This window comes from Ruminococcus sp. 8Y-12, assembly GCF_058119865.1.
The window spans coordinates 4,081,844-4,101,809 of the sequence record NZ_CM176623.1; the positions used below are offsets into that span (position 1 = coordinate 4,081,844).

The 19,966-nt window shown below is 50.2% G+C and carries 14 protein-coding genes; 3 read left to right on the forward strand and 11 right to left on the reverse strand.

All coding sequences use genetic code 11. The features are described 5' to 3' along the window. Window positions 1-112: 112 nt before the first annotated feature. Window positions 113-1,126: a type I glyceraldehyde-3-phosphate dehydrogenase gene (gene gap, locus AC0THY_RS16445; RefSeq protein WP_489991676.1), complete on the reverse strand. Its 1,014-nt coding sequence runs from the start codon at window positions 1,124-1,126 to the stop codon at window positions 113-115. 239 nt (window positions 1,127-1,365) lie between these two features. Between gap and AC0THY_RS16450 the strand changes: the two genes are divergently transcribed. Further along, window positions 1,366-2,166, forward strand: coding sequence for a histidinol-phosphatase HisJ family protein (locus AC0THY_RS16450; RefSeq protein ID WP_489991677.1), 801 nt, complete (start codon window positions 1,366-1,368; stop codon window positions 2,164-2,166). 99 nt (window positions 2,167-2,265) lie between these two features. On the opposite strand, the gene AC0THY_RS16455 is transcribed toward AC0THY_RS16450, so the two are convergent. The 3 genes from AC0THY_RS16455 to AC0THY_RS16465 form a co-directional block, all read right to left on the reverse strand. Next, window positions 2,266-3,738: a glycoside hydrolase family 32 protein gene (locus AC0THY_RS16455; protein ID WP_489991678.1), complete on the reverse strand. Its 1,473-nt coding sequence runs from the start codon at window positions 3,736-3,738 to the stop codon at window positions 2,266-2,268. An 18-nt stretch (window positions 3,739-3,756) separates the two neighbouring features. Beyond that, the gene (locus AC0THY_RS16460) at window positions 3,757-5,103 is read right to left on the reverse strand and encodes a DUF2961 domain-containing protein (protein WP_489991679.1); all 1,347 of its coding nucleotides are present in this window, start codon (window positions 5,101-5,103) and stop codon (window positions 3,757-3,759) included. 236 nt (window positions 5,104-5,339) lie between these two features. After that, window positions 5,340-8,042 carry a glucosidase family protein gene (locus AC0THY_RS16465; RefSeq protein WP_489991680.1) on the reverse strand — a complete coding sequence of 901 codons (2,703 nt, stop codon included), beginning with the start codon at window positions 8,040-8,042 and terminating at the stop codon, window positions 5,340-5,342. A 163-nt stretch (window positions 8,043-8,205) separates the two neighbouring features. Here AC0THY_RS16465 and AC0THY_RS16470 point away from each other — a divergent pair, with 163 nt between their 5' ends. Continuing rightward, entirely contained in the window at window positions 8,206-9,189 is a 984-nt protein-coding gene (locus AC0THY_RS16470) for a LacI family DNA-binding transcriptional regulator (RefSeq protein WP_489991681.1), read from the forward strand. On the opposite strand, the gene AC0THY_RS16475 is transcribed toward AC0THY_RS16470, so the two are convergent. The 6 genes from AC0THY_RS16475 to AC0THY_RS16500 form a co-directional block, all read right to left on the reverse strand. Continuing rightward, window positions 9,186-10,109 (reverse strand): glycyl-radical enzyme activating protein, encoded by a 924-nt coding sequence (locus tag AC0THY_RS16475; protein ID WP_489991682.1) that lies wholly within the window; start codon window positions 10,107-10,109, stop codon window positions 9,186-9,188. The genes AC0THY_RS16470 and AC0THY_RS16475 overlap by 4 nt on opposite strands. Next, window positions 10,087-12,339, reverse strand: a complete 2,253-nt coding sequence (locus AC0THY_RS16480; protein ID WP_489991683.1) for a pyruvate formate lyase family protein — start codon at window positions 12,337-12,339, stop codon at window positions 10,087-10,089. Before AC0THY_RS16480 ends, AC0THY_RS16475 begins: the two co-directional genes overlap by 23 nt. A gap of 17 nt (window positions 12,340-12,356) precedes the next feature. Then, window positions 12,357-13,388, reverse strand: a complete 1,032-nt coding sequence (locus tag AC0THY_RS16485) for a zinc-dependent alcohol dehydrogenase (protein WP_489991684.1) — start codon at window positions 13,386-13,388, stop codon at window positions 12,357-12,359. A 15-nt stretch (window positions 13,389-13,403) separates the two neighbouring features. Continuing rightward, on the reverse strand, window positions 13,404-14,243 hold the full coding sequence (locus tag AC0THY_RS16490; protein ID WP_489991685.1) for a carbohydrate ABC transporter permease: 840 nt from the start codon (window positions 14,241-14,243) through the stop codon (window positions 13,404-13,406). 23 nt (window positions 14,244-14,266) lie between these two features. Continuing rightward, complete coding sequence (locus tag AC0THY_RS16495) at window positions 14,267-15,157, reverse strand: carbohydrate ABC transporter permease (RefSeq protein WP_489991686.1); 891 nt, start codon at window positions 15,155-15,157, stop codon at window positions 14,267-14,269. 115 nt (window positions 15,158-15,272) lie between these two features. Further along, window positions 15,273-16,667 carry an ABC transporter substrate-binding protein gene (locus tag AC0THY_RS16500; RefSeq protein WP_489991687.1) on the reverse strand — a complete coding sequence of 465 codons (1,395 nt, stop codon included), beginning with the start codon at window positions 16,665-16,667 and terminating at the stop codon, window positions 15,273-15,275. A 252-nt stretch (window positions 16,668-16,919) separates the two neighbouring features. Between AC0THY_RS16500 and AC0THY_RS16505 the strand changes: the two genes are divergently transcribed. Next, window positions 16,920-18,317, forward strand: coding sequence for a GH32 C-terminal domain-containing protein (locus AC0THY_RS16505; RefSeq protein ID WP_489991688.1), 1,398 nt, complete (start codon window positions 16,920-16,922; stop codon window positions 18,315-18,317). 113 nt (window positions 18,318-18,430) lie between these two features. Here AC0THY_RS16505 and AC0THY_RS16510 read toward each other — a convergent pair whose 3' ends face one another. Then, entirely contained in the window at window positions 18,431-19,951 is a 1,521-nt protein-coding gene (locus tag AC0THY_RS16510; RefSeq protein ID WP_489991689.1) for an FAD-dependent oxidoreductase, read from the reverse strand. Between the last annotated feature and the right edge of the window lie 15 nt (window positions 19,952-19,966).

A 19,966-nucleotide genomic window follows, 5' to 3' on the forward strand; every position in this document is an offset into this window, starting at 1 on the left:
TGGACAAGTCCACTTCAGCTTCCTAAATCCCTCACTAATGAAGGACTTCCCTATATGATGAAAAGGGTCCGGTCCAATCAGACCGGACCCTTCTTGGATCTAATTCTTTAAATTAAGCTAACTCTGAGAAGTATTTGATTGTACGAACCATCTGGCTTGTGTAAGAGTTCTCATTGTCATACCAGGAGATAACCTGAACCTCTGTGGTTCCGTTATCCAGAGGAAGAACCATAGTCTGAGTAGCATCAAACAGAGAACCAAATTTCATACCAACGATATCGCTGGATACGATCTCATCTGTGTTGTAGCCAAAGGACTCATCAGAAGCTGCTTTCATTGCTGCATTGATCTGATCAACAGTAACTGTTCCATCAACAACTGCCGTCAGGATGGTAGTAGAACCTGTCGGAGTCGGAACACGCTGAGCAGAACCGATTAATTTGCCGTTTAACTCAGGGATAACCAGACCGATTGCCTTAGCTGCACCTGTGCTGTTCGGAACGATATTTACAGCTGCTGCACGGGATCTTCTCAGATCGCCTTTTCTCTGAGGTCCATCAAGTGTCATCTGATCGCCTGTGTAAGCGTGGATGGTGCACATGATACCGCTCTTGATGGGTGCTAAGTCATTTAAAGCTTTTGCCATAGGAGCTAAGCAGTTTGTTGTACAGGACGCTGCAGAGATGATGGTATCTTCTGCTTTCAGAGTCTCATGGTTTACATTGTAAACGATAGTAGGAAGGTCATTTCCAGCCGGAGCTGAGATAACCACTTTGCGGGCACCTGCATTGATGTGTGCCTGTGCTTTTTCTTTTGATGTATAGAATCCGGAGCACTCCAGAACTACGTCTACTCCCAGATCTCCCCATGGGCAGTTGTTTGCATCCGGCTCTTTGTAAATTTTGATGGTCTTTCCATCAACGGTGATGGAATCCTCTCCAGCCTCTACGGTTTCAGCCAGAGCATATTTACCCTGTGATGAGTCATATTTTAATAAGTGAGCTAACATCTTGGGGGATGTTAAGTCGTTGATTGCAACTACTTCATATCCTTCTGCGCCAAACATCTGTCTGAATGCAAGACGTCCAATACGTCCAAATCCGTTGATTGCTACTTTTACTGCCATGATTTGATTCCTCCTAAGAATAAAAATATTTGTAATCTGCACGAAAACTGCAGATTAGTTTTGAGTTTCTCTTAGATTGTTAAAGAAACATCAACCTATCTGCTATTCTACCTAATTTGTCCAAAAAATTCAAGTAAAAATTATATTTTTATTTGTGTTTAACCAATTTTTAACAAACTTCTGGACTTTTTTCTATATATCCTATATGATTCTTTTGAAATGGACAAGGAGGTACTGCAATGAAAGCAGATTTTCATATTCATTCGTCTTTCTCCGCGGACTCGGAAGCGCCCATGGAGCAGATGATTGAGAAGGGGATTTCTCTGGGACTTACCACCATGTGCTTCACAGAACATATGGATTTGGGGTTTCTTTCAGAAGGTCTTCTCTTTGAGACAGATACAGCAGCTTACCGCAAGAAGATCATGGATTGCCGGGACAAGTACCGGGGCAAGGTTGAGCTACTCTTTGGGATAGAGCTGGGGCTTGAACCCCACATGGCCGGAAAGCTCTCAGAATATCTTTCTGAGTGGGACTTTGACTTTATCATTGGTTCCTCACACGTGGTTGGAGGCCGGGACCCCTATTATCCTCAATTTTACAATGGTCGTCTTGAGGAGGAGTGCTACCGGGAATATTTTGCCACCATTCCGGAAAATCTCAGGGCATTTTCCGATATAGACGTGTACGGGCATATCGACTACGTGGTGCGGTATGGTCCGAATCAAAACCGATTTTATTCCTATGAAAAGTACAAAGATTTAATCGACGAAGGTCTGCGTGAAATTGTCAGCCGGGGAATCGGACTAGAGCTGAATACCGCTGGCTACAAATACGGACTGGGACATCCCAATCCCCATCCCGACGTGTTGCAAAGATACCGGGCACTTGGAGGGGAGATCATAACCGTGGGAAGCGACGGGCACGCACCGGAACAGCTGGCGTATGAGTTTGGAAAGGTGAGGGAAGTGTTAGAGGGCTGCGGGTTTCGGTATTACACGGTATTTCGCAATAGAAAACCTGAGTTTATAAAGTTTTAATAATTTCCCCCATTTCTACCAGGTCATTTCCGGTTTTGACCAGGTCATTTTGGAAAATGACCTGGTCAAAACCGGAAATGACCTGGTAGAAATTGAAACTTACCGGAGGCCCCAGGTTCGTATACTCTTAAATTCTGCCCTCCCCCCTTCCGCACTCACCCAATTCCCATTCTGCGCTGAACTCGCAAACACATTGCAGGAGTGATTTGTCTGGTACTGCCCCGCAAACACTTCTATGGAGCTCTGGTCAGCCAATATATGTATATCCAACTCTCTCTTTCCCTTTAAATTGAGCGGACTTCTGGAGCATCCCTGACTCCACCCGTCCCCGTTACTCCGGTCAAAGGTCATCTCCCCCCGCTTCAGGTCAAGGCACACCACAGTTTCTTTCCCCTCCCCACATCTTAAATGAAACAGCACCCGCTCCGCCGTGCTTCTCTCCAGATCCAGCACCAGCTTTACCTCATAGGCAACCCCGTCTCCACCCGTTATGTCCACTGCTTCCCCGAAAACGGATACTCCACTGCGCTCATCTTCATCATAACGGAGGCTGATGACTTCCTCTATGGGCACAAACTGCAGTGTGTTGTCCGGCATGAGTCTCACCTCTCTTGGAATATTGAAGGCCCCACACCACCCTTCTTTATAGGTGGGCCCCCAGTCCTTCCACCAGGGCATCCAGTCCCAGGCATTGGCCCAGCCCACAATCAGCCGTCTTCCCTTTGCGTCCAGGAAGGACTGGGGAGCATAAAAATCAAAGCCCCAGTCAATCTCCCCCATGGTAGTATAGCAGAATTTCCCCCTCTCATAGTCCATATCCCCCACCAAATAGACACAAGTCCGCTCATGAGCGCCCATGGGTGAAAACATCAGTACATGCTTGTCACCCAGAGGATAGAAATCCGGACACTCAAACATGTATCCAAACTCCCCTCTGCTCTCAGCCAGCACATTCACAAATTCCCAGTGTTCCAGATCCCCCGACCGGTACAGCAGAGCCTTTGCCAGATTGTCCTGCTTTGCGCCGCAGACCATATAAAAGCTGCCCTCATGCTCCCACACCTTGGGGTCCCGGAAATTATCCTTTGCCACCCCATCCGGCGGCTCAATAATGGGATTGCCCTTGTATTTTTCAAAATGTATCCCATCCCTGCTCACAGCCATGCACTGTGTCTGCACAAACCCATCCCCATAGTTTGTGGTCCCTGTATAGAATAGGTATAGTTTTCCCTCATGCTCTATGGCGCTTCCGGAAAAACACCCTCCCTCCCTGTGGTTGTCGTAGTACTCACTGGGTGCCAGCGCCACAGGAAGATACTCCCAGTGAAGCATATCATCGCTCACGGCATGTCCCCAGTGCATAGCACCCCAAAAGGAGTCGTAGGGATTAAACTGATAAAAGAAATGGTATTTCCCCCTGAAAAAAATCAGTCCGTTGGGATCATTGATCCACCCCTCCTCCCCCATAAAGTGGTATCTCTGACGCATTTTTCCCTTGCCCGCCAGCGGCCTCTTTGCCTCGATCTCGGCCTGGGCCTTCGCAATGTTTTCCAAATGCAGCGCTTTTGACATGTTGATCTCCTCTTTCCCTTATTTGTAGCTGTCCCGCAATTTTTTTGCAAACTCCGTATTCTCCGCGGAATCTTTTCTGGCTTTTGCCTCTTTGATCCTAAACTGCTGCTCCCGCTTGGGCGCATATTCTTCCCAGCGTTTTTCATAATTCTCTCTGGCCTGCCTCATCTCCTCTGTCAGCTCAACCTGTGGCAGCTCACGTTTTGGAGGCTCTGCAACCACAGGCAGACGCTCCTTTACCGGAAGAATGGTCAGGGGCTTTGCAGTTGGCAGTGTCTGATACCAATAGGCAGTACTGCTCCAGTCGTCACTAAGATGGTTTGCATGTCCGTGTTCTATGGACACCTTAATACTCTTCTCAAATCGAATAGGGTCTGTCACATGAAAACGGTAGGCCACATGCAGCCCTTCTGTATTGTCCCCCTCATGGACAATGGTTCCGAAAAAGGGAAAGCTGTTTCTCTGCATGCCCCAGGCATGGTTGAAATAATCCTCCGTCCCGGTACCGTTGATGCTGGGGTACTCCTCTCCGTCAATGAAAATCATGTCGTTACCCTCCCCCCACCAGGAACCCTGGAAGTGTTTTACACTCAGATTGCAGCCCACAAAATGTCCGGACCCCTCGGTCTCTAACACCACGTAATTGTCTTCGCCCCTTAAGTTGGAAACCATATTCACCTCCGGAGAGTTCACCTGAAGGTCAGCGCCCCAGCCCCTGCAGGGGTTCTCCCTGTGCCAGGATGCATGAAAGTACGCGGTCCCCTCATCCAGAGGCTCCCTGTACATCTCATAATCCACATAGAAATACAGGATAAATGGAAGCTCATTCTCATTAACAATCTCAATTTTGGCTTTTTTGTTAAAAGGCATCGGAAAATAACAGGATACGGAACAGGGTGCTCCATATCTCCCCGCCTCCTCAGGCTTTAGAGATACATTAAAGGGCAGGGAGGTAAAATTCCCGGGATAGCAGTTTCCGATACAAAAGAAATCTCCCAGAGGAGCCAGTACACTAGGCGTATCCTGATCATCCCAGGTGATCCTGATCAGTGCCTTCCGGTAATAAAAAGGATCATAATCATCCCAGATCACACCCAGCGCCGGGTGGATCTCCATCACTGGCGCCGCGTTCGCCTGTGCAACCGGATCTACGATCGATGGCTTCTTCACCTTTCGGCAGGAAGAAGTCATCCAGATATGGGTAATACACCCGGGTCCCTCTATCTCCCCCAATGAAATCGTCTCCCCTGCAGGAATTTCCCAATAGTCCTGATTTCTCCCGCTGTGGTCCCAGCTGGACAACCTGCCGTTTCTTGCCTTTTTCACCTGTGTCAGATCTTTAAATAAACTTGATACATTACTCATAGCATTCTCTCCTTTACCATTCAATCATATTTTTCTATCTGTTCTGAAGCTCTCCATTAAGAGAGAGACGTTACTGTACACTCAGGTATGAGCATTTACTGCTTAGACCGTGAGAAAATGATTCAGGGGTGCATAAATCCCATCGCCAAAGGCGATTTTGCATGGATTTATGCATGTTACTGTGAACGTGTGAACAGTAACAGAGTGACGCCTCATTCCCCTATCCAAATCTTCTCTCACCTGTACTCCAGTCTGTGATGCCCGGACAGGCCCGGGTTCACTCTCTTCACCGGTTCTCCGTCCAGATACAGACAGGTCCCTGCGCAACTTGCGTCAATGTCATACACTCCCCGTCCAAACCGAAGCCCCCCAAGGTGAATCCGCTCCACGTGTTTCTGTGGCACCGGTCTAACCGTCATTCCCTTTCCGTCATACTGTATCCCCAGCAGGCCGAAGTAGATACAGGAGATAAATCCCGCTGCATGCCACAGCTGTCCCGGCCACCGCCAAGCCTCTCCGGTCTCCACGTCCACCACCTCATAGAAGGTCTTGTGCATCACCGCATTCCTCGTCTGCTGCATCAAAAGCTTCCAGACCAGGTCCCCGCTGTCATTCTCATTGGCCGCTGCGGCAATGCCTGCGTTCCACACCCCCCAGCTGGCATGGCAAAAATGGTTCTTCTCTCTTCTGTGCGGAAACAGGTCAATGCCAAACTCCGTCATGGCTGTCTGTTCCAGCCTCTCCAGAACCATGGCCCTTTGGGCCGGCTGGGCGATCTGAAACCGGCTCCAGATCGCACCCTCGATCCCCGAGGTTTCCCAGCAGGCTTCCTCGTAGGCAAGTGTCCCCTTAGGTCCGCTGGTAAAATACCCGGCCTGTGGATTCCAGTAGGCCTCCTGTATCTTTTTTCGGATTCTCCGCCCGATTTTCCCCCAGTGGCGCACCCTCTCCTCGTCCTCGCCGACCAGCTTTCCCATCCTCTCCATACACAGAAAAGCTTCCATATAATAGATCTCTGTCCCCAGACAGTACCCACCGGCCTCCGGCTCCTCAAAAGCGTCGTTGGAGGTAGATTGGGGGGCATAGACCAACCGCTCCTGTGGCCGATACCTGTTCTCTGCTTCTTCTATCTTTTTGTTCAGCAGAGGCCATGTTTCAAAGACAAGGGAGGCGTCCCTAGTGGCTATGTAGTAGTCCCAGATTCCCACCGCTGCCATGGCCGGACCGTCTGCCCCGTTGTCAAATCCCTGGCCTGCCGCAAACCTCAAGGTCCTGTGCGCCATCTCACGGTCAATGAGGTTCCCGCCGCGGATGGCAGTATGCGTGCTGTCCCGCATCCATACCCCGAATCCCTCTCCCTTCCCCTGAAACAGACCGGCAGTCCACATATCCTCCTGTCCGGGCAGGGCATATTCCCTGGACCCGCACAGATAAAACACATCCAATGCAATCTTATAGGCCATGTCCAGCGCCAGAATACCGGTATCCAGCTTTGGAAATCTTCCATCCGGTGCCTGAATCCGGTAAGCTGCTGTTCTGCAAAACAGCCGGGACATATCCCCCCATCTGGTATCCCTCCACTGAAATTCCTCAACTACCCTGGGAGGTGAGACAATCATCCTGTCATCCACTATGTACGCTGGCGGCTCCCCGTAAACCGCATCCTCCACCCGGTCCTCGTAGACCGTAAAAGATTTGCTCTCGTAACATTTTCTCCCCGTCTGATCCCTTCGTCTCTGCTTCCAGAAATCCCGGTCCGGATAAATCCCCCGCAGGCCGTACACTACCACCCTCTCAGCCCTTGCAGTGCCTGAGTCATCCTGAATCCTCAGAAAATGCTTTTCCGGTTTTCCCACGGAGAAATCAATGTTTTCAGCGATACCCTGCTTTGCCTTTTCCTCCCCCACCGCTTCCTCCTCCCAGACCTCCATCAGCACCTGTCCGTCCGTGAGAATTTCCATCACTCCTCTGTCCGCCCATATATGCAGATGCAGAAGTCCTTTTTCCAAAACTGCCGGGATACTGCTGCCGCCGCAGGTCAGGCTTTGCAGTGCGGCATTATAGCAAATGAATCGCCCACACAGACAGATCCGGATCTCCCCCGCCTCCCCTGCCCGGATAGAGAGTTCTGCCTCAAAGAGCTCCCCGTCAATGTCGTCCCTCGTGTAATCCGGTTTTAGAATACGTATATCCGGCCACTGCCCAGGGGCTATGCGAAACCTCAGTTCCTCTGCAAAGGGCTCTCTCAGGGAAATATCGTTCCATTCCCTCTTCCACATCCGAAGATGGCGGGTTTCCCCAAGGGGAATCAGACGTCCCTCCTTTCGTTCGAAGGGAAGTGACATTAGATTGTGAAAATTCTTCCCACGAATCTCTTTGCTGAAGGCCGCCTCGTAGAAACGGCCTGATCTGGCAAACCAGCAGACGCAGCTCACTTTTCCCTTCCAGTTGTCAAACCCGGAGAGCTGCCGGAAAACCGTCACATTTCCGTCCCTCAGCTCTTCATCATCCAGAAATCCACTGCGAATCTCCCAGTGGATCAAGTCCCTGCTGGTACACTCCCGGTACACAGGCCCATTGTCCTCCTGAATCATACTGTGTTCCAGAACCATTTTCCACCTGCCCTCCTCACGGTCCAGGCTGCAGATCCGCTCCAGCTTTCCGCATTCCGGGGTCAGATGAAACTGGGGCCTCTCCTTCTCCCAGCCCACCTCCATTAGCTCAGCTTCCTCCAGGAACTGGATTCCCGCCTTCCCCCGTCTTCCCTCCTTTTCTATCACCTCCAGGTTCACACACTTTCCGGGAATCAGAAAATACTCCCAGCAGTCCATCTTTTGGTCCGCCAGTTTGGCCTGGATCTCTTTCACTTTTCTGCCATTTTTAAAAAAGCAGATTGACTCCGGGGAACTCTCTCTGTCAATTGGAATTTTTAGTAACATTTTCCACCTCCTAGCCGCATCTTGCTTGCTTTTTTCCTGGAAAGCGGCTATAATTTGATCGGATACAGGAACATAAATAGTAACTATTTTAAATGGATTACTGCATGTAACTGTGAAGGTATTGAACAGTTACCATAAATAAACATAAATGAAAGGGTACAATATGGCTACTATAAAAGACGTTGCTGCAAAGTCCGGGGTATCTGTGGGGACCGTCTCCCGCGTGCTGAACAAGCGGGGTTATATCTCCAAGGAAACCTATGCCAAGGTCTATCAGGCAATGGAAGAGCTGAACTATCAGCCAAATCAGCTTGCCCGCAATCTTTTCAGCCAGCGCACATACACAATCGGGCTTCTTCTTCCTGATGTTTCCCATCCCTATTTTTCTGAGATGGCGAGAGAGGTTGAACTCCTTCTCTACGAACACGGATACAAGGTTCTGCTGTGCAATACAAAGGAAAAAGCCAACCGCGAGCAGGATTATATCAATATGCTCCGCCAAAATAAGGTGGATGGCATCATCATTGCCACACATATGCTAAAGAGCAAGGAATACGAAAACATTGACCTCCCTATCGTGGGCTGCGATATGATTCTCGGCAAAAATATCCCCTCCATACACTGCGACCACATTGCAGGAGGCCGCATGGCTGCTGAGAAGCTGATCCAAAACGGGTGCGAATGCATATTGCAGCTGAGCGGCTACTCCGCCATCCCTTCCCCGGCATTGGAGCGTCACAGAGTTTTTGAAGAAACCTGCGCCAGTATGGGTGTGCAGTGCATCACCTACGAGCTCTCCACCAATGAGTTTAAGCGCCAGACCTACTACGATACCATCAACGCCCTCTTAGAGCACCATCCAAAGATTGATGGTCTGTTCTCCACAGATATCATCATGGCCTATGCCCTCCGCTGCCTGTTTGACAGGGGTATCCGGGTACCGGAGCAGGTGAAGGCAGTGGGATACGACGGGACTGAGATGGCCTCCCTCCTGACACCACCCCTCACCTACATCAAACAGCCTCTCAAGGATATTTCACGCTGTCTGGTGGAAACCCTCTTAAAAAAGATCGACGGTGAGGAAATCAGGGAACAGGAAATCATTGTTCCGGGCGTCACACTGGTGGAGGGCGGAACTACCTGTTAGTGTTCCCCCGCTGCCTTTACGGGGATTCCCCGCTCTCTGAAGCAAGCAAGCGCTTCCTTCATCTTCTCTTTTGAGGGAGCCTCAAACCTCTCCCTCTCTCTTGCAAGCCCCTCGTATTTAGACATTCCCAGTTCATGGTAAGGGAGCAGCTCCACCATCCGGACCCCCTTACCCTCCAGAAAAGCTGCGATTTCTTGCAGACTGTCCTCATTCACCATCTTTATCACCGGAACCCTGACAATGACCTCCTTTTTGCTCACCAGCCGGTCAAAATTCTCCAGGATTCTCTTGTTAGATACTCCTGTGTATTTCCTGTGCACTTCCTCGTCAAGATGTTTAATGTCAAACATAAACAAGTCCACAGCCTCCAGTATCCGTTCAAAAAAGCTCCAGGGCACATTTCCCGCTGTGTCCACTGCGGTGTGAACCTGCCGCCTTTTAAGCTCCTGCAAAAGCTCCTCCAGAGCTTCGATCTGAAGCATGGGTTCACCGCCGGAGCAGGTCACCCCTCCGCCTGTGATCCGGTACATCCTCAGATCTTTTTCCACCTCATTTACAATATCCGTTATCTCCATTCTCTGTCCCGCCACGCGGACCGCTTCCGAGACACAGACTCCTGCACAGAGGCCGCAGCCATCGCACCGCTCTCTGTCGTAGACGACTCTGCCACCCTCCAGATACCTGGCCTTTGTCCTGCACACAAAAATGCAGTCACCGCAGCCAATGCACCTTTGCGGATTCCACTCCACTTCCGGCAGCGGACAGATTGACTCGGGATTGTGGCACCACCTGCACCGCAGGTTACACCCCTTAAAAAACACAGTGCTCCTCACCCCGGGTCCGTCATGCATGGACATTCTCTGAATATTAAATATAACTGCTTCCATAACCGCCTTTCTACCCTGCCAGCCTCTTGGCACGTCCTGCGATTTCCTCCTGCATTTCCCTGTCCAGTGTCACAAATCTGGCGCTGAAGCCGCACACTCTTACCACCAGATTTTGATGGCGCTCAGGGTGTTCCATCGCATCTGCCAATGCCTGGGCGTCCACCACATCAAAGTCAAAGACATTCCCCCCGCTGGCGATAAAATACCGGATCAGATCTGCAAAGATCCGGCTTTCGTCCTCCGCCAGGGTAAGGGGCATTTCAAAATACCAGACTGCGGACCCGGAAAAACGGCTCAAGTCAACCTGCGACAGGGAATTTACCATCTCCACAATACTGGTCTGCACATACTCCGCGGGATTGATGCCTCTGGAGAGGGGTTCTCCCGCATGGCGTCCGTCCGGCGTGGCACCTGTACCTGCCTTCAGCCACTCATACCCGTAGAAGGACCAGAGAGCCGCCTCGTACTGTCCTCCCCTGGTATTTGACATCCCCGAGGTGGTCACTGCTATGTCATCATAGACTCTTTTTGTGAACTCCATAACTTCCCGGTCATCCTTCCCATATTTGCAGATCTTATTTTTCAGATAGAGTCTCTTCTTTTCCTCACCGGCAAAATCTGTAGCCAGCAGATGCTTCATCTCCTCCCAGCCTATGGTCTTATCTTCAAATACCGTCCTTCGGATGGCAAACAGGGAGTCAATGAAGGATCCGATTCCACTCAGAGCGTAGGCGTTCCCGTTGTATTTGGCCCCTCCCTGTGAGACATCCCTCCCGCTTTCTATGCATCCGGTGATGGTGGAAGAAAACAGCGGACAGGGATTGTACTCCTTCCAAAAAGCCTCAAACCCATTGTATCGCCAGGTGATGGCGTTCACGATCAGCTTTAGATTGTAAAAGACTCTTTGGTAGAGCTCCTCAAAGTCCCTGCAGTGCTCCAGTAGGACGGGCACCATGCGCTCTTTTTCAAAGAAATCATACTGTTCCGGAAACAACATCATCAGGAGGTATTTGGTGGGATTTAAATAGCAGAATGCCCTGGAACCCAGCTCCGTCCCTGAGAGCACTGGTTCCTGGCATCCCCCTGAGACATAGAGTCTGGCATCCTCCACAGCCTTTCCCTTTGCCACATGGGCCTTGATCAGCACTTCATCGTTAAAGACAGAGAGTACATTGGTGCCTGCAGCCGCCAGATCTGCGATCCGTTCAAAATATTCCTCTGGCGCGCCCGGTGCAAATCTGGCCTGCAGCTTGGGATTTACAAACCGGTATTCCTCATAGGCCTCTATAATAAAACGGGTAATGTCATTAAAGACAGGCCTTGCCTCCCTGTCACATCCGCCAATGTTTAAACTGGTGTTCGTTCCGTAGGGCGTGTCGTTCAAATCCCATCTGGCATCTGTCATTGCCACAAACCAGGTGACCAGATCCTTGGCCTCCTCCCTTGTGAGTGCGCCGCTCTTGATGTCCCTCTCATAATATTTCTCCAATATCCTGTCCACATGTCCCAGAATTGCAAACCCAATGGCCTCTAAGGAGTTGCCCAACTCCCTCAGGTACCATACTGTATTCAGGGCTTCATAGAAGCTCTCAGCCGGATGGGCAGGACATCTTTTTGCTGAGCGGGCAATGCGCAGCAGCCTCCTCTTTATCACGTCATCCGCCTCTTGATCCGCCATTTCCTGCGCTCTGATGGCAAAACGCTCTGTGAGTTCCACAAGGGCGTCCTGGGCCGCAATCACACTCTCTAAGAATTCTTTTTGTTCCTCATTCTGTGTTTTGGCCAGCCGTTCCCTGGCCTGCTCTTTGATTCCCAGAAAACCGTACTCTAAAACCCTCTCCAGCCCCATGGCGTGGTGCGCGCAGTCGATGTACATAGTGGAATCAATAATGTCGTCATCCATATAGGGCTTTACCCACCCCTGGTATTTCTCCAGAAAGCCCGTCTTATCCCTGCGCATCAGCCAGCTGTCTATACCGGGAAGGGGAGGATACGCAGCGCCCACAGAGTTTCTGGGCCGCCCGGTCACCACTTCAAAGTAGAAAGGGCAGTGGCGAAACAGCTTTATCTGGCATTCTTTTGCCGCCACCTGGTAGATCCAGGATTTCTTCTCAAAAGGTGAGGCATCCGGGTTGGCATCCAGCCTGTGATCCAGCAAGGCCTCCTGCCTGCTCACATCCACCGGATAAGTCCGGTAATGCGCATCCATCTCTTCCATAAATTCCTGATATTCCTCTGCAAACTGTGATCTTTGCTCGCTCATGTCTCTCCTTCTTTCTGTCAATCTGTTCCAAATGTAAGGGCAACCTTCAGTCCCTCTCTGGCCCGCACCAGGCCAAAGCCCTCCTCAAAGGCTTCCACCGGAAGCGTATGGGAAACAAAGTCTTTCAGATTCAGTTTACCCTCCGTCAGATAGCCGATCACCTCCTCGTGAACCGCCTTTTCCTCTAGTGGAATGGGCCATTGTACGGAGTGTATATTAAAATTGTAGGGAGCTTTGTCCCAGTCAATCAGATCCCCCGTGTGCATTCCAATGCCGTACAGCCCGATTTTTCCATTCTCCTTTACCACCTGCATACCCTGATCAATGATGGATGTCCGTCCCACGCAGTCAATAAATAAATCCACACCCTCTGGCATGTTCTTCCTTATGGTTTCCACCACATCCTGATCCAGGGAGGAAAATGCCATGTCCGCCCCCAGCTTCCGCGCAACCGCCAGCCTGGACTGGTGGTGACCGCTCATTATCACCTTTCCCGCTCCCATCTGTTTGGCCAGTGCCACCATGGACAGGCCCACAGGCCCGCAGCCCACCACCGCTACATTCATCCCAGGCTCCATCCCCAGACGATGAAGTGCACTGCAGATCTCCTTTAGGGTGATTATCATCGTTCCGTCCACCGGGTCCAGCTCTCTTGGAATCACCTGCTGTGTGCTGACCCCCGCATCTGCAGGCACACCATCCCGGATACGCGCCATGTAGTCATCCGCATACCCGTACTGCGCAAAGCTTCCCCAGAGGCTGTGATATTGATCTGTCTCTTTTAAAATCGTGCGCAGCACCCGGTCTCCTATCTTCAGGTTTTGCACCTTGCTTCCAACCTGAATCACCTCTCCCACAGACTCGTGTCCCAGCACAGCCGGGTAGCTGTGAAATCCCTTCAGCTTTCCCTCCGCCAGCTTCAGGTCCGTCCCATTGCAGATTCCACAGGCAATGGTCCGTGTGATGACCTGATAGTCATCGATCTCCGGCATGGGAATATCAGAGGCCAAAACTACCTTGCCGTCTCCGTTCACTATTAAACCTTTCATCCCTACTCTCCTCTCTCATCCTTTCACTGCCCCTGCAGTCATACCCTCAATGATGTATTTCTGGAAAAAACCATAGAAAATAACCTGAGGTGTCATAATCATCAGGCTGGCCGCTATGATCCCGCCGTAATCAATGGTGTACCTCCCCTTAAACATTGAGATCCCAAGGGATATGGTGGCCTTTGCCTCATCGCTGATCAGCGTCACTGCCAGTGGAAACTCATTCCATATGTACAGGACATTGAAGATAAACACCGTCACCAGCACAGGCTTAACAACCGGGAGGATAATTTTGTAAATGGTCTGCCACAGACTGCAGCCGTCAATGATTGCTGCCTCCTCAATCTCTGATGGGAATTCCCGCAGAAATCCTGTAAAAATCAGTGTATTAAAGGAGACCGAGGTTGCAATATAGGGGAGAACCAGTGAAAAATAGCTCCCTTTTAAGTGGAACAGTACAGTCATCCGGTAGATGGGAAAGAGCAGTACGTAGATGGGAATTGCCAAGCCCAAAAGCATGAAGGAGTACAGAAAATCCTGCACCTTATCATGCCTAAACACAAGCCTGGTCAGTGCCACTGCGCTTAAAAAGGTGATTACCATCTCTATTGCCATGGTCAGAACTGCAATAAATAAGGTATTTCCGATCAGCCGAAATGGATTCAGTGTCTTGATCGCATTGGCATAGTTGCTAAAATCCAGGCTGTCCGGCCAGGCCAGTGGATTCATCAGGATATCCGTGTTGTTCTTAAAGGACAGCATGATCACGAACAGAAACGGAATCAGCATTATAAATACAAAAATACTCAGTCCCATGTAGGACAGGGTCCTGGATTTTTTCTTCTTTTTCGACATACTCACATTTGCCGCCACTTTGGTCACCTCGCTTTCTGCCCTGCCCGGTTCTTCTTGCGGAGAATCTGCAGGTAAATTAGTGTAATTCCCATGGTTACGATGCAGGTAAAGACTGCAATGGACATACCATATCCGTATTTGCTGGAAATAAATGTGGTGTTGTACATGTAGGTGGTAAGCACCTCTGACATGTGGTTGGGGCTTCCGTTGGTCAGCTGATACACCAGCTCAAAGACTTTAAAACAGCCGGTCACAATCAATACCGTGTTGATGGCAAAGGTTTCCTTCAGCATCGGAACGGTAATATAGCGCAGTGTCTGCCACTTGCTGGCCCCATCAATGCTGCAGGACTCGTAGAGATCCTCGGGTATGGTCTTTAGCCCCGCCACAAACAGGGTGGCATAGTAGCCGATATTTTGCCACAGATAAATAATTCCCACGCACCAGGGCGTCAGAGTAAGTCCTCCGATCCACTGCTGCTGCCAGCTCTCCATTCCCAGCTTTGCAAGTATCCCGTTAATCAGTCCCATCTCAGGGTCAAAAATGAACCCCCAGATAAGGCCTACGATCAGCGGCGCAATAATGTTAGGCAGAAAGGAGAGGGCTTTAAAGACATTGATCCCCTTGAGTGCTCTGTTCAGGGCCAATCCCAATGCCAGAGAGGCCGGAAGCAGGATCATCAGGCTCATACCCAACACAATCACCGTATTTTTTACGGATACCAGAAAAAACTTGTCTTTAAACAGGGTCAGGTAATTTTTCAATCCGATGAAGTCCGGGGCGCTCACCCCTCTAAAATTGGTAAAGCTATAGTATACAGCCACAAACAGCGGAATGATGATATATGCCAGGTAGATCAAAAGGGCGGGGGCCAGCATGATAATAAAGTTCTTTTTCTTGCTAAACCAATACATAAAATATGCCTCCTATTGTTAAATCGTAACTGTTCAGTACCTTCACAGTTAGGGACAGCTTCGGACAAAATGTAAAATACCCGCAGGATACCGCTCCTGCGGGCCGTATTGTCGTTTATTGTGCTAACAGGATCTCATTATCTACCATGTCACAGGCTTCTTCGGGGGTATACACTCCGTTGATCACGCCATAGATGCTGTCATACAGTGCATTTCCATAAGCCTCTGTACTCACATTGTCCGGCTGCATGACAGGGCTAACAGTGTCCAGTTTCATTGCCTCCAATACATTGCCGAACACCGGATGCTCGACAAGGAATGCTTCGTCCAGCTCTCCGCTGTAGTTGGTGGGCGGTGTGCACAGATTGTCGATCATAATCTTAGCGCCCTCATCGCTGTAATAGAATTTAAAGAATTCCAGGATGGCTGCTTCCTTTGCCGGGTCCTCGGCAACCTTGGCGCTGATGCACAGAGGCGCGTGGGGCACCTGCATGCTCACATTCTGATCTCCAATCCCGTCCTCAAAAGAAACGCCCCAGCTGAATTTGATGCTGTCCTTATATTCACTGCCCTCCAGATAAGCGCTCTCCCAGGTTCCGGAATCAAACATGGCGGCTTTTCCGCTCATGAACATCTCTTTTGCATCATAGTATGTACTGGTTGCCACATTGCTGGGGAACGCTTTTGCCTCCCGCAGTCCATCCAGCTTCTCATAGAACTTTACGAAATCCGGATTATTGAAGCTCTCATCCCCTTCCAGGATGGCGTCGATTTTGTCAAAGTAACCGAACCTGCACAACAGTCCCATGGTTCCCCAAACGGAATATGGGTCCTGGGCACCCTTGGCGATGGTTGTGATCTCATTCTCACTGAATACCTTAGCTGCCTCCAAAAGTTCGTCATAGGACTCCGGAACCTTCACATTATACTCATCAAACAGCGCCTGGTTGTACCAAAATCCGGTAACCAGCTTCTGATAGGGCAGGCCGTATACGGAGCTGTCTATAGAAAGAGAGTTCAGCATATTGTCGCTCATTATGGAACTTAGATTGTTCTCTTTGATGAAGTCATCCAGGCAATACAGGTCCCCGTTTGCCGCCATCTCTTTGGATGGGGCTAAGAGGTTAAAGAACACATCCGGCAGGGTTCCCGCCTGGGCATCCATCTTCATCTTATTGTAGTGCTCATTGGTCTCCTCACCGGTCAGGTTGATCTTAACATTCGGGTTTTTCTCCATAAAAGCCTGTACAACTGCGTAAACGGCCGGCTCCTGTTCCTGTACATTCGCCACATGCATAGAAAAATCAAAGCTGACCTCCTCACCTGAGGCTTCGGTGCTTTCTGCGGTGTCACCTGCCTTCTCGCTCTCCGTCTCCACCTGCTTATCCTCTTCAGCCTTTGTTCCCTGTGCAGCTGCTTTTGTCTCATCCGTCTTGCCGCTTGCGCATCCCGTCAATGCGGCCGCCGCCATTGCTGTGCTTAGTAAAACTGCTAACACTTTTCTTTTCATATCTTCCATCCTTTCCGCTCTTCTCGCTCGAGTATGTTAATCGGTTGATATATGCATAATACCATCATTTAGTATATATGTCAACCGGTTTTATATCATTTTATATGGTAATTTTGCACAATATTTTACTGTTTATTTTATGAAATGTTCTGATTCTGTCCTATTTTCCTTCTATTTTGGCCATTGCCATTGTCAGAAGTAAGGGTATCCGCTATAATTAGGAATCACCATAACAAGAGAGGATGTGAACCGATGCACAGATTATATTATCAACCGGAGGGTTCTTGGTTCGGAGACTGTATGCCCTTTGGAAAAGACGGGACATTCTACCTGTATCATCAGAGAGATTTCCGCAATCCAGGACCTCTTCCGGACTGCGAACCCTTTGGGTGGGACTTGACCCTTACCGATGACTTTTTACATTACATGGATATGGGTACTGCCATACCCACAGGGGAAACGGATGCGCAGGACCAGTTTGTATTTGCGGGCAGCGTCTTTGAAGGGGAGGGGCAGTACCATGCTTTTTACACAGGCTACAACCGGGATTATTCCGCTCTGGGCAAGGCCTCCCAAGTACTAATGCATGCCACCAGCCAGGATCTGTTTCACTGGAAAAAAAGTCAGGATAAACTCATGATCACTCCCCAGCCGGGGTATGACCCTACAGACTGGAGAGACCCCTTTGTGCTCTGGGATGAGGAAGATGGGCAGTATTTATTGATTTTGGGCGCAAGAAAGGAGGGAGATAAGAACCAGCTCACAGGGAGGACGGTATCCTTTACCTCCAAAGATTTGAAGCATTGGGAATTTCAAGGAGACTTTTGGGCTCCGGGTCTGTTCACCATGCACGAGATGCCGGATCTGTTCCGTATGGGTGATTGGTGGTATCTGATTACCACAGAATACAGCCACTCTTGCAAGATGATTTACCGCATGAGCAAAAGCCTGAAGGGGCCCTGGGTTGCGCCAAAGGACGATGCCTTTGACGGCAGGGCCTACTACGCAGGAAGAAGCTTTTGCCAAAATGGGCATCGCATCCTGTTCGGCTGGGTTCCCACCAGAGCGTATGAAAATGACAGAAGTGAATTCGTTTGGGGCGGCACCTATATGGCACACGAGATTTACCAACGCCCGGACCATACTCTGGGAGTAAAACCTCCGGATACCGTATGGAACGCCTTTACCGGCCGCCGGCGTCTGGACCCATGCGGGCTCTGTGGCATTTCCTCACAGACCAGCACGGTTCTCGTCAGAGAAACCTCCCAGCACTATTCCTTTGAGGCGGATCTGACCTTTTCCCAGGGCACACGCAACTTCGGCCTGCAGCTCTACAGGGACGAGACCAGCGGCAGGTGTTACCAATATACCTTTTCTGTTCTGGAAAACCACTTCCAGTTTGACAAAGTTCCAAACTGGCCCTGGCCTGCCATTGCAAATGGAGGTTTAAAGAGGCCTATTTTTCTTCAATCCGGGAGTATCTACCATATACGGTTGATTGTGGATGACACAATAGCGACTTTATATGTAAATGGGGTTGCCTTAAATGCAAGAATGTATGAGCGGCCCGGCAGTGTATTGGGGATTTCCGTGAATGAGGGAGACGTGAAATTGGAAAGCATGACGTTTTCCAACCTAATAGTTAAATAATCTCAACCCGTTGACACAAAATAGGAACCATTCCGACCAGGTCATTTTTGAAAAGTGACCGGGTCATTTCCGGAAATGACCCGGTCAAAATGGTTGAAATGGCTGTTTCGACATCAGTCTTCAAACCACTCCACATCCTCGTGTGTGTTCACCGACTCCTCAGATGCCAGAAATGCTTCGATTGCTGCCCTGGCTCTGGTTTTTTCCTGTTTTACTGTATCCTCGTCCCTAAACAGGGATACTCCCTCCTCCAATAGACGCTTCTGCAGTTTCCGAATGTCAACTGCCCTCACCTCTACCTGATCGTCAATCGCTATCTTTGCAGCAATTCCGGCTGCCTGCCCCTCTGCCATGACTAGGGGCATCAGTCTGGTACTACCGTGTGCCACGTGGGAGACTGAGATGCACCGCCCTACCACGATTAGTCCATCCATGGTCTTGGGAATCAGACAGCGGTAAGGCAAATCATAGGCATCGTCATTTTCTATCCAAAGCCCCTCCACCGTGCGGGTGTCCTTATCCGGATCATCCCAGTAGGAGCCCTTTGTCTCTTTGTGCACGTCACAGGGAAATCCATACCTGGCGATGACATCCTCAAAATGGCGCCCCCTCTGCACATCCTCCGCCTGCATGGTGTATTCTCCCACAATATGCCTGGATTCCCGGAATCCAATCTCAATTCCGGAGTCCGCCAGATAGGCCCTCTCAAATCCCGGCACATGCTCAATCAGAAATCGGGCAATACTCTCGGCCTGCCTATGCCCATCCAGTTCCGCCTCGGTGCGGGACTTGGCATCCGTGGGATCAAAATGACAGCGGGTAGAATTCAGGCTGATGACACCCGGCAGGGCTGTTGTAGTAAACAGAATACTCTCCTTTGCGGAGTAGACTTCCCCTTTCATGGCCTTTTCCCGGAATAAACTGTAGAACCCCTGAGCCACAAACTGTCTCTGCTGTAAATTTGCCGGTATAGGCTTGTCCACCGGAATCTGCTCTGTTTTCACGTCATAGTCTTCCAGGGTGGACATCACGTAATAATGCAGCCTGTCAATATCCACATTTCCCATGTCAAACATCAAACTTCCTGGCTGGATCACTCCGTTGCCGTCCCCCATGACCCATTCAGCGCCAGCCCTCACCGCCACGTCCGCATCACCAGTGGCGTCAATGATCACATCCGCGTAATAGATGCTGCGTCCTGATTTATTCTCCACCACAACGCCCTTCACCTTACTGTCCTCCACCACTGCGTCAGCCAAATAGGTGTGGAGCATCAGTTCCACCCCGGACTCACAGACCATCTCCATGGAAATCCATTTATAGAGCTCCCGGTTGTAAAGAGAGGCGTAATAACCGGAACCATAAGATTTCAGCGCTCTCAAGTGCGGGGTAGCTCCCCCACAGGCCACCAGACGGTCCATAAATTCCTGGGGCAGCCCCCGAATCACCTGCTCATCCTTGTAAAAAAATGATGCCATATTGCACAGACCGCCCGCTGTGGCTGTTCCACCCAGAAAACCATACTGTTCAATCAACAGGGTATCCGCACCTTCCCGCCCGGCTGCGATGGCCGCCAGGACACCCCCGGTTCCTCCGCCTACAACGATTACATCATATTTTTCTCTGTAACTCATAGTCTCTAACCCTCC